Here is a 20865-nt window from a genome sequence, read left to right as displayed (position 1 = left end):
CCGCGTGACCGCGGTGCGTCCGGAGGGGCGTTACCAGTCGGGGTCCGGCCCGCACGAGGGCGACCGGTACGGCTACGGCCAGGGCCCGCAGAACGGCCAGAATGGCCAGAACGGCCAGAACGGCCAGAATGGCCAGAACGGCCAGACCGAGCAGTACGGCAGGAGTGGCCAGAGCGGCCAGTACGACCCGTACCAGGCGCAGCAGTTCCCGCAGGGCGGGGCCGTCCCCGGCCGGCCGGGCCACCCGGCGCAGGGCGGGGCCGAGGACGCCTGGGGCGTCTACGAGCAGGCCGAACCTCCCCGGCAGCCCCACGGGCCCCGGCAGGGCGGCTCAGGCGCCCCTGACGGCCCTGGCGGCGCCGGGGGCCCCGGTGTCCCGGACCAGCCCGAGTACCCCTGGCTGGCCGACCAGACCCTTCAGCTGCGTCTCCTGCCGGCCGCCGTCGGTGCGGACGCGCCGCCGGTCGGCGGCCGGGCGGAACGGCGCCGGGCCGCGCAGGGCCGGATGTCGGTGCGCTCGGGCGGCGGGCGCCGCCGGGCGAGCGGCCGGGCCGCGGCCGGAGGGCCCGCGCGCCCCAAGGAGTCGGTGGCCGTGGTGGCCGCCCGTTTCGTCGGTGAGCTCTGCATCACGCTCGGCCTGGTGATGCTGCTGTTCGTCTCCTACCAGCTCTGGTGGACCAACGTGCAGGCGGACGCGGCCGCCGACGGCGCCCGCAACCAGCTGGAGCAGCAGTTCGGCGCCGCCCAGCCGGCGCCCGGTGCGGCCGGGCCGCCGGCACCGGATCCGGCCAAGCCCGAGACCTTCGAGCCCGGCAAGGGCTTCGCGATCATCCACCTGCCGAAGCTGGGCCTGAAGTTCCCGATCGCCGAGGGCACCTCCAAGCCGGCGGTGCTCGACAAGGGCCTGGTCGGCCACTACACGGGCACCGGGATGCCGGCCGACAAGACCGGCAACTTCGCGCTGGCCGCGCACCGCAACACCCACGGTGAGCCGTTCCGGCACATCAACCAGCTCACCAAGGGCGACAAGATCGTGGTGGAGACCGCGACTGCGTACTACACGTACGAGGTCACCGGCGGCATCCCGGAGACGCCGCCGTCCAACGTGAGCGTGATCAAGCCGGTGCCCAACGGCTCCGGGTACGGCCAGGCCGGTCGGTACATCACCCTGACCACCTGCACCCCGGAGTTCAGTTCCAAGGCCCGCCTGATCGTCTTTGGCAAGATGATCGAGGAACGGCCGCGGAGCCAGGGCAAGCCGCCAGGACTCACGGTCGGCTAGGGCCCGAGGCAGCAGGGGTGCGGCGGACTGCCGCCGCACCCGTGGACAGGTACGAGGGGGAGCACAGTGACCCAGGACGCGACGGCGCAACCGGCGGCCGAGGAGGCCTTCCCGCCACCCCCGCCCCCGCCGGCAGGCAGGGGGCGCAGCCGTGCGCTGGCCGCCCTCGGCGTCTTCGGCGAGCTGCTGATCACCCTGGGCCTCGTGCTCGGCCTCTTCGTCGCGTACTCGCTCTGGTGGACCAACGTGCAGGCCGACGCCTCGGCGGACCGGGCCTCCGACAAGCTGCGCAGCTCCTGGGCGGCCGGCCCGGCCACCGCTCGCCCGGCCGCCCCCGGCGCGACGGCCACCCCCGGTGCTCCCGCCGCGAGCGGTGCTCCCGCCGCGCCCGGCCCGGCCTACGGCGCGGGTGACGGGGTCGGCTTCCTGCACGTCCCGGCGATGGGCAAGGACTTCCAGGTGCTGATCCGGATGGGCACCGACACCACCACCCTGGCCGAGGGCGTCGCCGGGGTGTACGAGCAGCCGTACCGGGCGGCGATGCCCTGGGACGAGACCGGCAACTTCGCGCTGGCCGCGCACCGGGACGGCCACGGGGCGAAGTTCCACGACCTCGACGCCGTCCACAAGGGCGACGCGATCGTGGTCGAGACCAAGGACAAGTGGTACGTCTACAAGGTCGACAACACCCTGCCGGAGACCTCCAAGTACGACACCGGCATCGTGGCGCCCGTCCCCAAGGGCTCCGGCTACCAGGGCCCGGGCCGCTACATCACGCTGACCACCTGCACCCCGGTCTACACCTCGCGCTACCGGATGGCGGTCTGGGGCAGCCTGGTCCGGGTGGACGACATGGACGCCAAGCGCACTCCGCCGCCGGAGCTGCGCCACTGACCGCGCCGCAGGGCCGGAGACGCCCGAGGGCCCGTCGCAGAGGTTGCGACGGGCCCTCGGGCGGTTCCGGCCTCAGAACCAGGGGAACGGGCGGCTAGGGGGTGCCCCCTTTGGTGTTGGAGGGTGAGGGGTTGGGGGAGTCGCCCCCTTTGGTCGGCTCCGGCGCCTTCACCACCAGGGTGATCGACGTGTTCGGATCCACCTGGGTGCCCGCGGCCGGCATGGAACCCGTGACCATGCCGTTCGGGTCCTGCGAGCCGAGCAGCGTGTAGCCCAGCCCGGCCTGCTGCAGCTGCTTGATGGCGTCCTTGACCAGGACGTTCTGCAGCGGCGGGACGGTGGCCTTGTCCGGTGCCTTGAAGACGGTCAGGACGATCTTCGCGTTGGCCGGGGCCTTGCTGTTGGCCGGGACCGACTGCGAGGCGACGGTGTTGACCTTGGTCGGGTCGTTGGTCGCCGTGGTCTTCGAGGCGTCGACCTGGAAGCCGGCGCTCTCCAGCGCGGCCTGCGCGGCCTCCTTCTGCTGGCCGAGCACGTTGGGCACGGTGACCTTGGTCTTGCCCTGCGAGACGGTGAGCTTGACCGGGGCGGCCGGGTCACCGGGCGCGCTGGCCGCCGGGTCCTGGGCGGTGACCGTCTCCTGGGGAGCGGTGTCGTCGTCCTTGTACTCGGTGGTGACGTTGGTGAAGCCGGCGTCGGCGAGCGCCTTGGTGGCCTGGTCCTTCGTCTTGCCGACCACGCTCGGCACGTTCGCCTTGGCCGGGCCGGAGGAGAGCTGCACCGTGATCGTGGCGGTCTCGGCGACCTGGGTGGGGGCCGCGGGGGTCTGGGTGCAGACCTGGTCCTTCTTGATGGTGGAGTCCGGGCAGGCGATCTTCTCGCCCTCGGTCACCACCAGCTTGGGACCGGCCTGCTGGGCCACGGTCCTGGCCTCGGCCAGGCTCTTGCCCACCAGGTTCGGCGCCGCGATCTTGGGCGCCTCCTTGGCGGTGTCCTTCTTGTTGTTGAACATCGCCTGGGCGACGAAGAAGGTGCCGACCAGCACCAGTACGGCGGCGACCGCCAGCACGATCCAGGAGGTGCTGCTCTTCTTCGGGGGCTCCTCGCCGCGACGGCCGCCGCGGTGGCCGTCGTCGTAGCCGTCGTTGCCGCCGCCCGGGCCGCCCGCGTAGGTCTGGCCGTAGCCGTCGTCCGGGTAACCGGGCTGCTGGCCGTAACCGGGCTGGCCGCCGGCCTGCGGCAGCACCGTGGTGGGCCCGCCGGGCTGCTGCGGCAGCACGTTGGTCTGGCCGTACGGGTCGTGTTGCTGCGGGTAGCCGTTCTGGTCGTAGCCGTACCCGCCGGCGCCCATGCCGTACGCGGCGGCCTGCTGGGCGGCGGCCACCGGCAGGCCGTCGAGGAAGCGCTCGATGTCGTCGCGCATCTCGTCGGCGCTCTGGTACCGGTAGTCGCGGTCCTTGGCGAGCGCCTTCAGCACGATCGCGTCGATCTCGGGGCGCACCTCGGGGTCGAAGACGGACGGCGGCTGCGCCTCCTCCCGGACGTGCTGGTACGCCACCGCGACCGGCGAGTCGCCGACGAACGGCGGGCGCACGGTCAGCAGCTCGTACAGCAGGCAGCCGGTGGAGTAGAGGTCGGAGCGGGCGTCGACCTGCTCGCCCTTGGCCTGCTCGGGGGAGAGGTACTGGGCGGTGCCGATGACGGCGGAGGTCTGCGTCATCGTCATCCCGGCGTCGCCCATCGCCCGCGCGATGCCGAAGTCCATGACCTTGACGTTGCCCTGCCGGGTCAGCATGACGTTGGCGGGCTTGATGTCGCGGTGCACGATGCCGGCCCGGTGCGAGTACTCCAGGGCCTGGAGGATGCCGATGGTCATCTCCAGCGCACGCTCCGGCAGCAGCCGGCGGCCGGAGTGCAGCAGCTCGCGCAGGGTGGACCCCTCGACGTACTCCATCACGATGTACGGGATGGAGATGCCGTCGATGTAGTCCTCGCCGGTGTCGTACACGGCGACGATGGCGGGGTGGTTCAGCGACGCCGCGGACTGTGCCTCACGACGGAAGCGGGCCTGGAAGGACGGATCGCGGGCCATGTCGGCCCGGAGCGTCTTCACTGCGACGGAACGGCCGAGCCGGGAGTCATGGGCGAGGTACACCTCGGCCATGCCGCCGCGTCCGAGGACGCCGCCGAGCTCGTACCTGCCGCCTAGGCGACGAGGCTCTTCCATAGTTCCGACCCTCTCCCTCACCCGCCGGTGAGGTTGTGACGTAGGTGTCCCCGCACGCTCTGAGTGACGCCGGCCCGGCCCCGGGTGGTTCTGCGATCAGGACCCTGTGACGCCTCGCGGGCGGCAACGGGCACACCCGCTGCTTGCGGATACGCTACCGGTCGCACGGCGCCGGACCGGAGCCGCCCGTCGGCCGATACCAGACCGGTATCCGGACGGGGGTGCCGATCGTGACATTCCACTCACCCGTGACGCCGCCCCCTACTTGCCGAGAGCGGCCTGCATGACCGCCTTGGCGATGGGCGCGGCCAGCCGGCCGCCGCTGATGCCGTCACGGTTGTTGGAGCCGTCCTCGACCACGACCGCCACCGCGACGGACTGGCCGTCGGCGGTCTTGGCGTACGAGGTGAACCAGGCGAACGGCAGGCCGGCGTTGTCCTCGCCGTGCTGCGCGGTACCGGTCTTGCCGCCCACGGTCAGGCCCGGGATCCTGGCGTTCTTGCCGGTGCCGTTCTCGACCACCGAGACCATCATGTCCTGCAGCTTCTGCGCGGTGGCGGGGCTCATCGCCTGGGAGAACTGCTTCTCGGTGTGCTTGGAGATGGTGGTCAGCGAGGCCGAGCGCTCCTGGTCGATCAGGTACGGCTGCATCAGCGAGCCGTTGTTGGCGATCGCGGCGGAGACCATGGCCATCTGCAGCGGGGTGGCCCGGGTGTCGTGCTGGCCGATCGAGTCCAGCGCGACCCCGTCCGGGGTGGAGTCGGTCGGGAAGACGCTCTTCTCGGAGCGGACCGGGGTGTCCACCGTGCTGTTGAAGCCGAACTTCTCGGCCTGGGCCCGCATCTTCTCCTTGCCGAGCTCGGCGCCGATCTTCCCGTAGACGGTGTTGCAGGACCAGTCCATGGCGACCTTGAGCGTGGCGTTCTCGCAGGGCTCGTTGTCGCTCTCGTTCTTGAGCTCGGTCTTGGTGCCCGGCAGGACGTACGGCTTCGGGGTCTGGGTCTGGTCGTCGATGCCCTGGAACACGCCGTTCTCGAACGCCGCCGCCGCGGTGACCAGCTTGAACGTCGAACCGGGCGGGTACGTCTCGCGCAGCGCGCGGTTGAGCAGCGGCTTGTTCGGGTCGTTGAGCAGGTCGTTGTAGGCCTTGGAGTCGGACGACTCGAAGCCGGCGAAGGTGCTGGGGTCGTAGGACGGGGTGGAGACCAGCGCCAGGATCGCCCCGGTGCGCGGGTCGATAGCCGCCACCGCGCCCTTCTTGCCGGTGAGGCCGTCGAAAGCGGCCTTCTGGGCCTTGGCGTTGATCGTCGTGAGGACGTCGCCGCCCTTCTTCTGCTCCCCGGTCAGCATGTCCAGGGTGTTGCGGAAGAACAGCCGGTCGTCGGTGCCGGAGAGGAAGTCGTCCTCCAGGCCCTCGAGACCGGTGTTCTGGAACGCCGAGGTGTAACCGGTGACCGGGGCGTAGAGCTGCCCGTCCGTGTAGGAGCGCTTGTACTTGAAGCGCAGGCCGTTCACGAAGTCGGACTGGGTGACCGGCTGCCCGCCGACGACGATGTTGCCGCGCGGGTGGGCGTACCGGTCGTAGACCTGGCGCTTGTTGTTCTTGTTGGTGGCCCAGGCGTCGGCCTGGACCCCCTGCACCCAGTTGGTGCGCACCATCAGGGCCAGGATCAGGACGAGGCAGAAGATCGAGACCCGGCGGATCGGCTTGTTCACGAGGCGGTTCCCCCCTGGGTCTCGGTGGCCGGGGCCGGTTCCGCCCCGGGGCGGCGGGCGCTGTCGCTGATCTTCAGCAGGATCGCGACCAGGGCCCAGTTGGCGACCACCGAGGACCCGCCCTGGGCGAGGAACGGCATGGTCATACCGGTGAGCGGGATCAGGCCGGTGACGCCGCCGGCCACCACGAAGACCTGGAGCGCCATGGCCGAGGAGAGGCCGACGGCAAACAGCTTGCCGAACGGGTCGCGGGCGGCGACCGCGGTGCGCAGGCCGCGCTGGACCAGCAGGGCGTAGAGCATGAAGATCGCCATCAGGCCGGTGAGCCCGAGCTCCTCGCCGAACGAGCCGAGGATGAAGTCGCTCTTGGCGGCGAAGTCGATCAGCCAGGAGCGACCCTGACCGAGGCCGGAGCCGGTGACCCCGCCGGAGCCCAGCGCCATCAGCGACTGGCCGATCTGTTCGGTCGAGCCCGGTGGCGGTTTGGGCCCGAAGGCGGCCATCGGGTCGAGCCAGGCGTCGATGCGGACCTTGACGTGGCTCGCGGTGGAGGCCACCGCGACGGCGCCGCCGACGGACATCAGCAGGCCGAAGACGATCCAGCTGGTGCGCTCCGTGGCGACGTAGAGCATCACCACGAAGAGGCCGAAGTACAGGAAGGACGAGCCGAGGTCGTTCTCGAAGATCAGGATCAGCAGGCTGAGCAGCCAGATCACGATGATCGGTCCGAGGTCGCGGCCGCGCGGCAGGTAGAGGCCCATGAACCGGCGGCTGGCCAGCGCCAGGGCGTCCCGCTTCACCATCAGGTAGCCGGCGAAGAAGACGGTCAGGATGATCTTGGCGAACTCACCGGGCTGGATCGAGAAGGCGCCCATCCGGATCCAGATCTTGGCGCCGAAGTCCTCCTTGCGGGCCGGGAAGAAGGCCGGCGCCGCGAGCAGCACGAGGGCCGCCGCCATCGAGATGTAGGTGTAGCGCTGGAGGACCCGGTGGTCCTTCAGGAAGATCATCACGAAGATGAAGAACGCGACCCCGAGGCCCGACCACATCAGCTGGTTGGCGGCCGCGGGGTAGTTGTTGTGCAGCAGCTTCCCGGCCTTGTCGAGCCGCCAGATCATCACCACGCCGAGCCCGTTGAGCAGGGTGGCGATCGGCAGCATCAGCGGGTCCGCGTACGGCGCGAAGCGGCGCATCAGCAGGTGCGCGATCAGCGCGAGCGCGCCCATGCCGAGGCCGTAGCCGAGCATGCCGGCGGGCAGCGAGTCGTCCATGGCCAGGCCCACGTTGGCGTACGCCAGGACCGGCAGCACCACCGCGAAGGCCAGCATCGCCAGCTCGGTGTTGCGCCGGTTGGGCGTGCCCTGGGGGGAGATGGTGGTGTTGCCCCGGCGCCGGGAGGAGGCGCGGTCGGCCGGCACGTTCCCGGCCCGGCTGTTCGCGCCGTTGCTCACATCAGACGTACTCATGCTCCCACCTCGCTCCGCTCGGCAGGGGCAGTCGCCCGCACAGGCCCTTCGACGGTTCGCTCGCTTCGCTGTCTCACTTCGTGGCCGCTCCCTGACGGCCGGTAGGCCCGCTCCGGGCGGGCCTATGTCGGGTCGCGGCCGTCACGGCTTCGGGCAGGAGTCGGCCTTCTGCCGCTCCTCGTCGCTGAAGCCGGGCAGGTCGTTCTGCGGCCCGGTGGCCGGGGCGGCGGCGCTCTGGCTGGGAGCCGCCGTACTCGGGGTCTGGGTCGGGGTCGGGGTGGTGGGGGCGGCGCTGGGCGCGACCGCCGCCGGGCCCCGGTTGGTCGCCGCCGGGCTGGGCGAGGTGGCCGTCACGAACCCGACGTGCGACACCGCCGCGGCGGGCGCGGTGCCCGGCTGCCCGGCGGCGGGGGTGCCGGCCGTCTGGTTGGCGGCGTTGGCCCGGGTGTCCGCGACCCTGTGGCAGAACGCGGCCTGCTCGCGCAGCTTCCTCACCTTGTCGTCGGCGTCGCCGAGGCTGCTGGCCGTGATGGTGTTGGCGACGAGGGTGCGCTGGTCCTGCGGCAGGTACTTGAGTTCGATGTCCTTGTGCGAGGTGTGCACCGAGGACAGGCTCAGGCCGGCCAGGCTCTGGTTGAGGCCCTGGTAGACGGCGACGTGGTCGCCGTCCGCGCCGACGTAGTACTGGTCCTGGGTCCACTGGTAGCCGAAGAAGCCGGCGCCGCCGAGCAGGCCGAGGGTGACCAGCCCGACCAGCGAGAGCTTGAGCGCCTTGCCCTTGCGCTTCGGCCGCTCCTCGTCGTCGAACTCCTCGGTGCCGTAGACCGGCGGCTCGCCCGCGTCGTAGCCCTCGGCCGGGCCGAAGCCGGCCGGGGCGGCGCCGTAGCCGGCGTCGTAGCCCTCGGCGGGGCCGAAGGCGCCCTGCGGGGAGCGCCCGAGGCCGGCCGCCCGGCCGGCCGGGGTGTCCCGGATCGACTGGTCGGCGGCGGCCGAGGACGGCGGGGTCTCGGCGACCGCGCCCACGACCACCGGGACGTCGTTGAACTGGCCGCTCAGGGTGTCCGTGGCGCCGACGTCGATGACGTCCGCCACGATGCAGGTGATGTTGTCCGGACCGCCGCCGCGCAGCGCGAGCTGGATCAGCTCCTGCACGGTCTGCTCGGGGGAGTAGAAGCTCCCGAGCGTGTCCTGGAGGGTCTGGTGGCTGACCGGGCCCGAGAGGCCGTCGGAGCAGATCAGGTAGCGGTCGCCGGCCCGGACCTCGCGGATCGACAGGTCGGGCTCGACCTGGCCGCGGCCGTCCAGCGCCCGCATCAGCAGCGAGCGCTGCGGGTGGGTCTCGGCCTCCTCGGGCGTGATCCGGCCCTCGTCGACCAGCCGCTGCACCCAGGTGTGGTCCTGGGTGATCTGCACCAGCGAGCCGTCCCGCAGCAGGTAGGCGCGGGAGTCGCCGACGTGCACCAGGCCCATCCGCTGCCCGGTCCAGAGCATCGCGGTGAGGGTGCAGCCCATGCCCTCCAGCTGCGGGTCCTCCTCGACCATCTGCCGGAGGCGGTCGTTGGCACCCTGGACGGCTTCGCCGAGCAGGGTCAGCAGGTCGGCGCCGGGCACGTCCTCGTCCAACCGGACGATGGAGCCGAGCACCTCGGAGGACGCGACCTCGCCGGCCGCGGCGCCGCCCATGCCGTCGGCCACGGCCAGCAGCCGTGGCCCGGCGTAGCCGGAGTCCTCGTTACCCTCCCGGATCAGCCCCTTGTGGGAGCCGGCGGCGAAGCGCAGCACCAGGGTCATGCGACCTGAGCCCCCCTCTGGGTCATGGACGGGATGCTGTCCCTCATGCGCTACTACTTCCGCAGTTCGATGACGGTCCTGCCGATACGGATCGGCATGCCCGGCTGGAGCGGCGTCGGCGCCGTCAGGCGCTGCCGGTCCAGATAGGTGCCGTTGGTGGAGCCTAGATCCTCGACCGTCCACTGCCCAGTCTGATCCGGATAGATCCTGGCATGCCGGGAGGACGCGTAGTCGTCGTCCAGCACGATGGTGGAGTCGTGCGCGCGGCCCAGCGTGATGGTCTGGCCCTGTAGCGCAACGGTCGTGCCGGCCAGCGAGCCCGCCACCACGACCAGCTGGGTCGGGGCACCGCGGCGGCGCCCGCCGCCCTGGGTCTGCTGGACAGCGGGGGCGCCGGACGGGCCCTGTGGGGCGCGCCCGGGCGCGGGGGCCGGCGCAGCGGCCGCCGCGGCGGCGCCGCCACGGCGGGAGGAACGGGGGTTCACCCGCGTCCCGAACAGGTCACTGCGGATCACCTGGACCGCGACGATGACGAACAGCCACAGTACGGCGAGGAAGCCCAGCCGCATGACCGTGAGGGTCAGTTCTGACATGGCCGGCCCGCCCGTGAGTGAGCGAAGCGAGCGAACAAATCGGACACTACCCTTCGACCTGTCGGTAGACGATGGTGGTGGAGCCCACGACGATTCGAGAGCCGTCGCGGAGCGTAGCGCGCTGGGTGTGCTGTCCGTCCACCACGATGCCGTTGGTGGACCCCAGGTCGAGCACCATCGAGGGCGTTCCGGGACGGATCTCGGCGTGCTTGCGGGAGACCCCGGGGTCGTCGATCCGCACGTCGGCCTCGGTGGAGCGGCCGAGCACGCAGGCGTTCCCGGTGATCTGGTGGCGGGCGCCGTTCACCTCGATCCAGCGGCGGACCGAGGTGCCGTGGCCGGCGCCGGGGAACGGGCGGACGTTGCCGCCGGCGGGAGCGGGCTGGCCCGGGGGCATGGCGGGGGGCGCGGCCGGCGGCGGGGGCGCACTGTACTGGGCGGCGCCCTGCTGCTGCCACGGTGCGCCGGGGGCCGGGGCGGCCGGCGGGCGGCCGTAGCCGCCCGGGGCGGGCTGCGCCGGGGCCTGCTGCTGCGGCTCCTCGGAGGCCAGCGTGCGGCTGCGCACCCGGTACAGGCCGGTGTCCAGGTCGTCGGCCTTCTCCAGGTTCACCTGGAGCGGGCCCATGAAGGAGTAACGCTGGGCCTCCGCGTACTCGCGGACCATTCCGGCGAGCTCGGTGCCCAGCTGGCCGGAGTAGGGGCTCAGACGCTCGAAGTCGTGCGGGCTCAGCTCGACGATGAAGTCGTTGGGCACGACCGTGCGGTCGCGGTTCCAGATGCTCGCGTTGTTGTCGCACTCGCGCTGCAGAGCGCCGGCGATCTCCACGGGCTGGACCTCGGACTTGAACACCTTGGCGAAGGTGCCGTTGACGAGACCCTCAAGTCGCTGCTCGAACTTCTTCAGCACTCCCATGGGGCACCCCCTTCCAGGGTTCGTTCGCCTGCCTGCCGACCGGATCCCGGGGGAGAGCCGGTGACGCCTACTTGCGGTACTTCCGTACTGATCGTATCCACGCCGGGGCCATCCGTACGGTTCCCCGACCGAGTGGTGACCGCAGGTGGGCTCGGACACACAGGGTGACGCATCCCGGCGGCAGCATGCCAGGGCTACCCGCCTGAGGGGGCTGCCATCCCTCGCCCGCCTGTTCGCCGGGCATCCGTTCGGATGCGCTCGGCCTCCCCGGGAAACGGATTCGGAGGTGACCCGCAGGTCGTGCTACTGTTTTCCACGTCGGAAGGGGCGCCCGCAAGGGAGCCGGATCGAAGAACCGCGAAGGCCATATGGTACCGAGCGGGTCGGCTGATCGGCTGGCAACCACGACAAACACCCATGCGCGGGTGGCGGAATAGGCAGACGCGCTGGATTCAGGTTCCAGTGCCCGAAAGGGCGTGGGGGTTCAACTCCCCCCTCGCGCACAGCGAAGCCCCGCAGATCTTCGGATCTGCGGGGCTTTCTCGTTCCCCGGAGAGTCCCACCCGGGCGGCTCCGACCGGGCCGCCACCGGGCGGCCCCCCGGTGGCCGGTGGCTTCAGCCGCGGGAGGCGGGGAGGTCGGCGCGGACCTCGAAGCCGCCGTCGGCGGTCGGGCCGGCCGACAGGGTGCCGCCGAGCAGCTGGGCGCGCTCGCGCAGGCCGACCAGGCCGTGGCCGCCGCCGGGCAGGGTCTCGGCGGGCCGGACCGGCGGGGCGTCGTTGCGGACCTCCACCCGCAGCCGGTGGCCGCGGGCCCGGACCTTCACGTGCACGGCGGCGGCCGGGGCGTACTTGGTGATGTTGGTGAGCGCCTCCTGCACGGTGCGGTAGGCGGCCCGTTCGACCGCCTCCGGCCACGGCCGGTCACCGGGGGACAGCTCGGCCTCGGCGGCCAGGCCGCTCTCCTCGATCAGCCGGGTCAGATCGGCCAGCCGGGGCTGCGGGGCCAGCGGGGCGTCCCCGCGCGTGCCGGCGGCGCGCAGCACCCCGACCATCTGCCGCAGCTCGTCGAGGGTGCGCACGGAGAGCTCCCGGATGGTCCGGGCGGTGGCCGCGGCGGCAGGGTCGGCGGTGCTGACCTGGAGTGCGCCGGCCTGGATGCTGATCAGGCTGACCTGGTGGGAGACCACGTCGTGCATCTCCCGGGCGAGCCGGCCGCGCTCGCTGATCAGCACCCGCTCGGCGAGCAGCCGGCTCTCCCGCTCCTGGCCCCGGGTCAGCTCGTCCAGCCGGGCCGCCAGCTCCCGCCTGGTCCGCGCGAGCATGCCGGTGGCGGCCGGGCCGGCGGCCAGCATCACGGACTGGATGGCGTACAGCGCGGTGTCCCGGCTGAGGGCGAAGCTCTGTTCGGAGATCGGCCAGTGGAAGAACTCGACCAGGGCGAAGAGGGTCGCGCACGGCACCACCACGCGCGGGCTGGAGCGCTCGGCGGCCACCGTGTAGACGGCGGTGATCGGGGCGAGCCAGATGTCGTCGATGTAGCTGCCGGGCATGGTCAGCAGCAGCACGGTGACCGGGAAGCGCCGGCGCCAGAGGAGGACGACGGCGGCGAGCGTGGAGAGCGTCACCTGCCACCAAGGCGCGTCCCGGGCCACCAGCGCGGCGTCCACCAGGGAGTAGAGGGTGGGCAGCAGCAGCATCAGCCAGGGTGCGGTGAACCAGGCCGGGGTGCGTCTGGCGGGGGCCGGCTCGGCGGTCATGCCCCGTCGCCGGGCTTGGGCCGGACCAGACCGGCCCGGTGGGCGATGACGGCGGCCTGGACCCGGTTGGCGGCGCCGAGCTTGCCGAGGATCGCGCTTATGTGGTCCTTCACGGTGCCGGTGCCGAGGAAGAGGCGGTCGGCGATCTCGGCGTTGGACAGGCCCTCGCCGAGCAGCGCCAGTACGTCGAGCTCGCGGCCGGTGAGGGTGCGGGCCAGCGTGGCGGCCTCGGCGTCCGGGCCGCCGCCGTCCACGTAGCCGCCGATCACGGTGCGGGTCACGGTCGGGGAGAGGATGTTGCCGCCGGCCGCGAGCACCCGGACGGCGTGGACGAGCTGGTCCGGGGCGGTGTCCTTGAGAAGGAACCCGGCCGCGCCGGCGCGCAGCGCGGTACCGATGTACTCGTCGCTGTCGAAGGTGGTGAGCATCGCCACGGCCGGCGGCTCGGGCAGGGCGCGCAGCCGGCGCAGCACCGAGATGCCGTCCAGGTCGGGCATCCGGATGTCGAGCAGCACCACGTGCGGTCGCAGGCGCTGGACGCACTGCTCGGCCTGGCCGCCGGAGCAGTCGCCGACCACCTCCAGATCGGGCGCGGAACCGACGATGAGGCCGAGGCCGGAGCGGACCAGGATCTCGTCGTCCACGATCAGCACGCGGGTGGTGGTGATGGTCCCTCCTCGGTTCGGGCGGCCGGGCGGGCCGGTCCGTTCGGTGCAGTCTCCCTGAGCAGTCCGAGACTAGGGCGTGACGGCCCGGGGTGCCGAAACGCGCGGCGGGCGGACCCCCGCCGTTCGGCGGGGGTCGGAATCGGCAACCGGGTTCACGCAATTCTCACCTCGGGTGGGGAACCATGGAGTTGGCTGCCCCTTTGCGGTTCCACGGCCGCGGTTCCCGGGCCGCCGGTCAGTCCGTCGGGCCCGTGCGGGCGCCCGGCGCCGGGCCGTGTGCGGATGCGCCCCACCATCTGATCGTTTGGAATTGAGCTGTGTCGTCCACTGTGAAGCCGGAGCCGTCCGCAGAGCCCAGGTCCGCCGCCCTGAGTGAGCGCTGGCGGCCGCGGGCCGCCGCGGCCACCGTCTGGTACCTGCGGCTGCTGGCTCTGCTGAACCTGGTGACGGTGCTGCTGGTGCCGTTCAAGGACCAGGTGACCGAGCACAACGAGGGCGAGTACTTCACTCCCTACCTGCTGACGGCCGGCCTGAGCAGCGCGGTGCTGTCGGCGTTCCTGGCGGTCGCGATGCGGCGGCGCAAGCGGGCCGCGTGGATCTTCAACATGGCGCTGGCCGGGCTCTTCTCGGTGCTCTACCTGGTCGCCATGGTGCTCCCGGGCGAGCGGTTCAACCACCACGCGCTGAACTACATCTCCACCGTGCTGACCTGCCTGTTCGTGGTGGCGCTGCTGGTCGGGCGGAAGGAGTTCACCTCCAAGGGCGACCGTTCCAACCCGAAGACGGCGGCCGCGACCTTCGTCGGCGGCCTGGTCTTCGGCGGCCTGGTCGGGGCGCTGCTGGTCTGGCTGAACAACGGCCTCACGGGCGCCGGCTTCTGGGACCTCTTCCGTTACTCGGTCGGCCGGATGATCACCATCACGCCGACCCAGCACCTGCGTTCGGTGATCGACTCGCCGACCTGGGTGGACGCCGTCATCAACTTCATGGGCGGGGCGCTGTTCCTGCTGGTGCTCTACGTGGCGTTCCGCAGCCCCAGGGACAAGGAGCTCCTGACCGAGGAGGACGAGGCGAAGCTGCGCGCGCTGCTGGACAAGCAGGGCGAGCGGGACTCGCTGGGCTACTTCGCGCTGCGCCGGGACAAGGCCGTGGTCTTCTCCCCCAGCGGCAAGGCGGCCGTGACGTACCGGGTGGTCGGCGGTGTCTCGCTCGCCTCTGGCGACCCGATCGGGGACCCGGAGGCCTGGCCCGGCGCGATCGACGCGTGGCTGGCCGAGGCCCGCGAGCACGCCTGGGCGCCGGCCGTGATGGGCGCCTCCGAGGAGGCCGGGGTGATCTACGCCCGGCACGGGCTGGACGCGCTGGAGCTGGGCGACGAGGCGATCGTCGAGCTGGACGAGTTCTCGCTGGACGGCCGGGCGATGCGGGTGGTGCGCCAGGCCTACAACCGGGTCAAGCGGGCCGGCTACACCGTGCGGATCCGCCGCCACGAGTCCATTCCCGAGTCGGAGATGGCCGACCTGGTGGCCAAGGCCGACCAGTGGCGCGACGGGGCGACCGAGCGCGGCTTCTCGATGGCGCTCGGCCGGCTCGGCGACCCGGGCGACGGGCGCTGCGTGATGCTGGAGTGCCACGACGGGGACGGCGAGCTGAAGGCGCTGCTGAGCTTCGTGCCGTGGGGGGCGGACGGACTGTCGCTGGATCTGATGCGCCGGGCCCGGGACACCGAGAACGGCCTGATGGAGTTCATGGTGATCGAACTTCTCCAGCGGGCGGACGAGGTCGGACTGGCCCGGGTGTCGTTGAACTTCGCGATGTTCCGTTCCGTTTTCGAGCGTGGTTCACGGCTCGGTGCGGGGCCGGTCCTCCGGCTCTGGCGCTCGGTCCTGGGCTTCTTCTCGCGCTGGTGGCAGATCGAATCGCTGTACCGGGCCAACGCCAAGTACCGGCCGATCTGGGAGCCGCGCTACCTGCTGTTCGAGAAGAGCAGCGAGATTCCGCGGATCGGTATCGCCAGCGCGCGGGCCGAGGGCTTCATCACCGCACCGAGCCTGCCCGCCCTGTTCCGTCGTCGACACTCCGGAGCCGTGACCGCGGCTCCCCGGGTGCCGGTGGCGGCGCGGGATGGGAAGGGGTAGTCCCTCCGCCGGGGGGCGGAGGGGACCGTCGTCCGAATGGGGGTGCTTCGGGGTTATGTCTCCCCCCAGAGGATGACGGCGATCAACATTTATGCCGATGTGGATTCATTAATCGGCTTCTAATGTTGGAGTGGTCGGGAAGGCGGTCCGGCTTCGGGGATGGCTTCGGGGATTTGGAGAGACGGCTGTGATTCACAGGACCCACGCGGGGGGCGTGCGGAAGGGGCCGCTGGCTATTGCCGGTGCGGCCGCTGTCGCCGAGTGGGGAACGTTGTTCGGGGTGGTCCGTGAGCGGCTGATGGCGAAGAAACTCGCCGCTGTTCCGCTCGCCACCTCGGCGACCGCCCTGATCCTGCTGTTCAGCGTCGTGCAGCACCTGCCGGGCGGCGAGCGGTTCGTCACCCACATCGGGGTGGTGAAGGCGGCACTGCCGCTGGACGTCTCGCTGCTGCGCACGCCGCTCTCGCTGTACGTGCCGGCTCTGGACCTCCCGGTCTGGGGAGCGCTGGCCCAGGTCTTCGTGGTCTTCGGCATCGCCGAGATCGTGCTCGGGCGGCGGCTGACCCTGGTGGTGGCCTACGCGTGCACCCTGGCCGGGACGCTGTTCGCCCGGGTGGGCGTGGCGATCGGGCCGCACCACATGTTCGGCTTCCCGAAGTGGGTGGCGTACGTCCGCGACACCGGCCCCTCGGCGGCCGTGGTGGCTCTGGCGATCTGCATCGCGTTCCGCTGCCGGGCGTGGTTCACGGCCGGGCTGGTGACGGCGCTGATGGTCGGCGAGGCGGTCATCCTGCCGAACCTGGCGGGCCTGGAGCACGTCGTCGCAGTGATCACCGCGCTGCTGATCGCCGTCTCGGTGGAGGTCTTCGGGGACTTCTGGCCGCGGGTCCTGGCCGGGGTGGGGGCGGCGACCTCCGTGGCGGCGGCGGCCTCGATCGAGGTGGCGGCGGAGGCCCGGCGGCGGACGCCCGCGGGCGCGGCCCTGCCGTAACCCGCCCGCACGCCTCGGGTGCGCCCGGATCCGGTGGTGAGAGCCGGCCCGACCCTCGGGCCCACCCTCCGGCCCGGAGCGGTGGCTCGTGACGGCGCGCGGTACCCCTGGGTGCGGGCCGGAGCCCGCACCCGGTGACGGCGATCAGCCGCCCGGCGGTGCCGGCGGCAGCGGCAGCTCGAACCAGACCACCTTGCCGACCGCCTTGCGGGCCGTACCCCAGCACTCGGCCAGCTTGGTGACCAGGGTCAGACCGCGGCCGGTCTCGCCGAGCTGCTCGGCCGGCTCCAGCGACGGCAGGTTGTGGTTGTCGTCGCTGACCTCGACCAGCAGCTTGTCCACCCGGATCAGCTGGAGCTGGACGCGGTCCCGGGCGACCCGGACGGCGTTCGTCACCAGCTCGCTGACCAGCAGCTCGGTGGTGTCGGCGAGCGCCTCCAGGTGCCAGCCGGCCAACTGCTCGCGCACGAGCGCGCGGGCCCGGCGGACCTCGCGGTGGTCCACGGTGAGGTCCCAGGTGGCCACCTCGGTCGGCGCGACCCCGTCGAAGCGGGCCACCAGCAGGGCGACGTCGTCCTTGCGGTCGTCCGAGTGCAGCCGCTCCAGCACCACGTCGCAGGCCTGCTCGGGGCTCTGCTGAGGGTCGATCAGGTTGCCGCAGAGCGCGGCCAGCCCGGCTCCTATGTCCCCGCCCCGGACCTCGACCAGGCCGTCGGTGCAGAGCACCAGCATCGAGCCGTCGGTGACCTCGATGGTCTTGGCGACGAACGGCACCCCGCCGACGCCGATCGGCGCGCCGGCCGGGATCTCCAGCAGCTCGCCGCGGCCGTCCGGGTGCACCAGCACCGGGGGGACGTGGCCGGCGCTGGCCAGCTCGCACGTCCGGTTGATCGGGTCGTAGACCGCGTACAGGCAGGTCGCGAGATGGTCGTCGCCGAGCTTGTGGGCCAGGTTGTCCAGATGGCGCAGCAGCTGGCCGGGCGGCAGGTCGAGGGCGGCGAGGGTCTGCATGGCGGTGCGGAAGCGGCCCATCGCGGCGGCGGAGTGCAGGCCGTGGCCCATCACGTCGCCGACGACCAGGGCGACCCGGCTGCCGGGGAGCTGGATCGCGTCGAACCAGTCCCCGCCGACCTCGGCCTTGGAGTCGCCCGGCAGGTAGCGGTGGGCGATCTGCACGCCGGGGATCTGCGGCGGGCGGGTCGGGATCATCGACCGTTGCAGGGTGGTGGCGACCTTGGACTCGGCGCGGTGCAGCCGGGCGTTGTCCAGCGAGAGCGCGGCGCGGGCGGCCAGCTCCTTGAGGGTGGCGGCGTCGCCCTCGTCGAAGGGGGCGCGGTCGGGCAGCCGGAGCAGCTTGAGGATGCCGAGCACGGTGCCCCGGGCGGAGAGCGGCACCACCAGCATCGAGCGGCCGGAGACCACCGAGGCGAGCCGGGCGCCGCCGAGCGCGACGGCGTAGTCGACCGCGACGTCCTGGCTGACCACCGGGACCAGGACCGGCTGGTTCAGCTGGAGGGCCATGCCGGGCGGGGTGTGGCGGGGCATCGCGACCAGCGAGCCCTCGGTGAGGACGTGGTCCCACTGGCCGGCGGACTCGTTGAAGACCAGGGCGACCCGGCGCAGCATCGTGTCGTCGTCCGGCCGGGCCTCGGGCAGCTCGGAGTCGGAGATCAGGCCGTCCACCAGGTCGACGCAGGCGAAGTCGGCGACCCGGGGGACGAGCACCTGGCAGAGCTCGTGCGCGGTGAAGCCGAGGTCCAGGGTGGTGCCGACCTTGCCGCCGACCTCGTTCAGCAGCGCCAGCTGCTCACCGGCCTGGCCGTTGGTGAGGAACGGGCCGAGCCGTCCGCCGGGCGGAGCGCCGCCGTCCGCACCGGAGGGGGCGGGGACGGTCGCGGGTGGGGCCTGGTCGCCCCGACGGGCCTGGTGGCCGTTGGCGGACGACTCGACGGCGGCCTGCTCGATGGTGGCGCCTCCTCTGGGCGGGGCCGGGACGGACGGGGCCGCGGCGGGCGCGCCGCCGCCGCCGACGACGCCGGCGGGTCGGGCGGGCCGGTCGGGCCGGTCGGCGATCTCGCGCTGGGCGGGCAGCGGGCCGGGCGGGCGCCGACCGGGAGCGCCCTGTTCGGGCGGCGGCGGTGGGCCGAGCCGGGCGGCGCGCTGCTGGGCGGTCGGGTAGCGGCGGCCGATTCCGGCGGCCGCGTGCGCGGTGCCGGCCGGCGGGTCGGCGGGCAGCACGGGCAGCACGGTGACCGGGTCGAGCCGCAGGGCGGGGAGCCCGGCCCGGCCCAGCCCGTCGAGCAGCTGCTCCCGGTGGTCGGCGGGGCCGGCCGGCAGCATCCGGGCGAGCGGTTCGGGCACCGGGCGGCCGGGCGGGGCGAGCGCGGCGGAGAGGCGGTGGAAGCCGCCGCGGGCGGCGGGCGCGGCGGCGAACGGCAGCAGGCGCTCGCCGAGGGCCAGCCGCGGGCCGGCCGAGCGCAGCGGGCGGGCGTCGGCGGCCAGGGTCAGCAGGCCGCTGCCCGGGCCGGCCGGCCGGTAGGCCCACCAGAGCACGTCGCGCAGGTGCTCCTCGCGGTCGACGACCGGCATCTGCCCGGCCCACGGTCGGCCGTCGGCGGTCAGCGCGGCGAGGGTGTCCAGTGCGTCGCAGCGGCGGCGGGCGGTGCCGGCGGGCCTGGGGACGCCGCGCGGTTCGACGGCGGGCAGCAGCCCGGTGGCCGGGCGGTCGCGGACGACCTCGGCGCGGTGCCCGAAGAGCTCCTCGGCGGCTCGGCTCCACTGGGCGATCCGGCCCGACCGGTCGACCAGCACGAGGGCGAGCCGTACCAGGGTGACCACGCCTGACGGCTGGTCACCCGGAGCGGCCGCGGGCTCGGCGGCGGTGACCGCCGGGCGCGGTGTGGAGTTGGGCTCGTCCACCATGGATTCGGTCTGCTCCCGCCTGGCCGCCACGCCTGGAGGCGGCCGTCTCTCTGGAGGAAGGCACGCTGTGCGGGTACCAGCGAAGCACGGACAGGGCCGGGCTCGATAGCGAAACGGGGAGATTCATCAGTTTCAGTTGCGTGCCACTCGGTGTGTGCCGCTCCGCACTCCTTGTCCACCCGGCCGGAGCAGCGCGTGCGAGGGTAGTGTGGGCGGCCGGGCCGCCCGGGGCGCGGGTACGCCGTACCGGGAGGGTCGCCCGCAGGGCCGGGCCGGGCCGGACCGGACCAGGCCGGTCCAGGCCGCGACAGGACGAGACAGAGGCGAGAAGTGACCGCGCAGATCCCCGTCCGCTGGACGGACCCGGAGCAGCAGGAGCTGGAGGAGCGGGTCGCCGCCGCCGAACTCGCCTGGCTCACCATGGACGTCGACATGCAGACGCTGCGGGTCGAGATCGACAACTTCGCCCTGATCCACCACCAGCTGCTCGGCCCGCTCTACGCCCGGCTGGACGAGCTGGACGCGCTGGTGGCCGAGACGGTGGCCGCCCGGACCGGGCGCCCGGAGGACCTCCGGCTGGCCGCCGAGGCGCGCCGGCGGGTGGACGAACTCCCCGACCTGGACGCGCTGTTCGACAGCGTGCAGGAGCAGGACGCGGCCCCGCCGCCGGCCGCTCCGGCCCGGGTGCGGCCCGGCCGGGAGGCCCAGCGGATCTACCGTGACCTCGTCCGCCGCGCCCACCCCGACCTCACCACCGACCCGGCCGAGCAGGAGCGCCGGGCCGCCTTCATCGCCCGGGTCAACGAGGCCTACGCGTACGGCGACAGCGCCGCACTGGAGGGCCTGGCCGCCGAGTGGTCCACCGCCCCCGAGGCGGCGCCCGCGCTCGACTCGCCCGACCGGCTCGGCTGGCTGCGCCGCCGGCTGGAGTGGCTCAACGCCAAGATCGCCGCGACCGCCACCGAGCAGGTCCGGCTGGAGAACACCGCGATGGGCCAGCTGCTCGCCCTCGCCCCGCAGGACCCGGACGGGCTGCTGGAGGAGCTGGCCGAGCAGCTGCTCGCCAAGGCCGCCGCCCAGCAGGCCGAGCTGGAGCGGCTCCTCGGAGCCCGGCCGGTGGGGGACAATGGCGGTGACCGGACCGAGCCCCAGGAGAGTCAGACGATGTTCGCCCAGATCCCCACCGCCGACGCCGCCTCCGTGCCCGCCGACGCCGCTCTGCTGGACGTCCGTGAGCAGGACGAATGGGACGCCGGGCACGTGGACGGCGCGCTGCACATCCCGATGGGACAGCTGGTCGCGCGGATCGGCGAGCTGCCGGACGAGAAGCTGTACGTGCTCTGCCGGGTCGGCGGGCGCTCCGCGCAGGTCGTCCAGTACCTGGTGCAGAACGGCCGGGAGGCGGTCAACGTGGACGGCGGCATGTACGCCTGGGAGGGCGCCGGCCGTCCGATGGTGGGCAGCAACGGCCAGGACGCGTACGTCCTGTAGCGATCAATCGGGGA

The 20865-nt window shown here is 72.7% G+C and carries 14 protein-coding genes and 1 tRNA gene; 6 read left to right on the top strand and 9 right to left on the bottom strand.

Features of this window, described 5'->3' with window-relative positions; translation table 11 throughout:
* The first annotated feature begins 4 nt into the window (after nt 1-4).
* Together OG286_RS20115 and OG286_RS20110 are read left to right on the top strand one after the other, a co-directional pair.
* Nucleotides 5-1282, top strand: coding sequence for a class E sortase (locus OG286_RS20115; RefSeq protein ID WP_405365643.1), 1278 nt, complete (start codon nt 5-7; stop codon nt 1280-1282).
* Between the two features lie 66 nt (nt 1283-1348).
* On the top strand, nt 1349-2176 hold the full coding sequence (locus OG286_RS20110; protein WP_396322971.1) for a class E sortase: 828 nt from the start codon (nt 1349-1351) through the stop codon (nt 2174-2176).
* 94 nt (nt 2177-2270) lie between these two features.
* Here OG286_RS20110 and pknB read toward each other — a convergent pair whose 3' ends face one another.
* From pknB to OG286_RS20080, 6 genes are all read right to left on the bottom strand, one after another.
* Nucleotides 2271-4403 carry a Stk1 family PASTA domain-containing Ser/Thr kinase gene (gene pknB / locus OG286_RS20105; protein WP_396322970.1) on the bottom strand — a complete coding sequence of 711 codons (2133 nt, stop codon included), beginning with the start codon at nt 4401-4403 and terminating at the stop codon, nt 2271-2273.
* A gap of 261 nt (nt 4404-4664) precedes the next feature.
* Nucleotides 4665-6119 (bottom strand): peptidoglycan D,D-transpeptidase FtsI family protein, encoded by a 1455-nt coding sequence (locus OG286_RS20100; RefSeq protein ID WP_396322969.1) that lies wholly within the window; start codon nt 6117-6119, stop codon nt 4665-4667.
* Nucleotides 6116-7585 (bottom strand): FtsW/RodA/SpoVE family cell cycle protein, encoded by a 1470-nt coding sequence (locus OG286_RS20095; RefSeq protein ID WP_396322968.1) that lies wholly within the window; start codon nt 7583-7585, stop codon nt 6116-6118. Before OG286_RS20095 ends, OG286_RS20100 begins: the two co-directional genes overlap by 4 nt.
* A 141-nt stretch (nt 7586-7726) precedes the next feature.
* Nucleotides 7727-9376: a PP2C family protein-serine/threonine phosphatase gene (locus OG286_RS20090; RefSeq protein WP_396322967.1), complete on the bottom strand. Its 1650-nt coding sequence runs from the start codon at nt 9374-9376 to the stop codon at nt 7727-7729.
* A gap of 53 nt (nt 9377-9429) precedes the next feature.
* The gene (locus OG286_RS20085) at nt 9430-9969 is read right to left on the bottom strand and encodes an FHA domain-containing protein (RefSeq protein WP_396322966.1); all 540 of its coding nucleotides are present in this window, start codon (nt 9967-9969) and stop codon (nt 9430-9432) included.
* Nucleotides 9970-10015: 46 nt separating this feature from the next.
* Nucleotides 10016-10882, bottom strand: coding sequence for an FhaA domain-containing protein (locus OG286_RS20080; RefSeq protein ID WP_396322965.1), 867 nt, complete (start codon nt 10880-10882; stop codon nt 10016-10018).
* Between the two features lie 419 nt (nt 10883-11301).
* Between OG286_RS20080 and OG286_RS20075 the strand changes: the two genes are divergently transcribed.
* Nucleotides 11302-11385, top strand: a tRNA-Leu gene (locus OG286_RS20075).
* A gap of 113 nt (nt 11386-11498) precedes the next feature.
* Here OG286_RS20075 and OG286_RS20070 read toward each other — a convergent pair.
* Nucleotides 11499-12641, bottom strand: a complete 1143-nt coding sequence (locus OG286_RS20070) for a sensor histidine kinase (RefSeq protein ID WP_396322964.1) — start codon at nt 12639-12641, stop codon at nt 11499-11501.
* Nucleotides 12638-13288: a response regulator gene (locus OG286_RS20065; RefSeq protein WP_396323001.1), complete on the bottom strand. Its 651-nt coding sequence runs from the start codon at nt 13286-13288 to the stop codon at nt 12638-12640. The genes OG286_RS20070 and OG286_RS20065 overlap by 4 nt, the downstream gene beginning before the upstream one ends.
* A gap of 338 nt (nt 13289-13626) precedes the next feature.
* Here OG286_RS20065 and OG286_RS20060 point away from each other — a divergent pair, with 338 nt between their 5' ends.
* The gene (locus tag OG286_RS20060; RefSeq protein ID WP_396322963.1) at nt 13627-15447 is read left to right on the top strand and encodes a phosphatidylglycerol lysyltransferase domain-containing protein; all 1821 of its coding nucleotides are present in this window, start codon (nt 13627-13629) and stop codon (nt 15445-15447) included.
* 298 nt (nt 15448-15745) lie between these two features.
* Entirely contained in the window at nt 15746-16438 is a 693-nt protein-coding gene (locus OG286_RS20055; protein WP_396322962.1) for a hypothetical protein, read from the top strand.
* Between the two features lie 144 nt (nt 16439-16582).
* Here OG286_RS20055 and OG286_RS20050 read toward each other — a convergent pair whose 3' ends face one another.
* Nucleotides 16583-19360 carry a SpoIIE family protein phosphatase gene (locus tag OG286_RS20050; protein WP_405365642.1) on the bottom strand — a complete coding sequence of 926 codons (2778 nt, stop codon included), beginning with the start codon at nt 19358-19360 and terminating at the stop codon, nt 16583-16585.
* A gap of 330 nt (nt 19361-19690) precedes the next feature.
* Between OG286_RS20050 and OG286_RS20045 the strand changes: the two genes are divergently transcribed.
* Entirely contained in the window at nt 19691-20851 is a 1161-nt protein-coding gene (locus tag OG286_RS20045) for a rhodanese-like domain-containing protein (RefSeq protein WP_396322960.1), read from the top strand.
* Nucleotides 20852-20865 lie beyond the last annotated feature (14 nt).

This window comes from Kitasatospora sp. NBC_00039 (assembly GCF_045160625.1).
Taxonomy (GTDB): Bacteria; Actinomycetota; Actinomycetes; order Streptomycetales; family Streptomycetaceae; genus Kitasatospora.
Note: the sequence above shows the minus strand (reverse complement) of the source record. Positions and strands in the feature narration are given on the sequence as shown.

Bases quoted from the DNA above. Each gene is read 5' to 3' on its own strand.
- pknB (WP_396322970.1), bottom strand. From the start codon at position 4,403: ATGGAAGAGCCTCGTCGCCTAGGCGGCAGGTACGAGCTCGGCGGCGTC.
- OG286_RS20095 (WP_396322968.1), bottom strand. From the start codon at position 7,585: ATGAGTACGTCTGATGTGAGCAACGGCGCGAACAGCCGGGCCGGGAAC.
- OG286_RS20090 (WP_396322967.1), bottom strand. From the start codon at position 9,376: ATGACCCTGGTGCTGCGCTTCGCCGCCGGCTCCCACAAGGGGCTGATC.
- OG286_RS20085 (WP_396322966.1), bottom strand. From the start codon at position 9,969: ATGTCAGAACTGACCCTCACGGTCATGCGGCTGGGCTTCCTCGCCGTA.
- OG286_RS20080 (WP_396322965.1), bottom strand. From the start codon at position 10,882: ATGGGAGTGCTGAAGAAGTTCGAGCAGCGACTTGAGGGTCTCGTCAAC.
- OG286_RS20070 (WP_396322964.1), bottom strand. From the start codon at position 12,641: ATGACCGCCGAGCCGGCCCCCGCCAGACGCACCCCGGCCTGGTTCACC.
- OG286_RS20055 (WP_396322962.1), top strand. From the start codon at position 15,746: ATGGCGAAGAAACTCGCCGCTGTTCCGCTCGCCACCTCGGCGACCGCC.
- OG286_RS20050 (WP_405365642.1), bottom strand. From the start codon at position 19,360: ATGGTGGACGAGCCCAACTCCACACCGCGCCCGGCGGTCACCGCCGCC.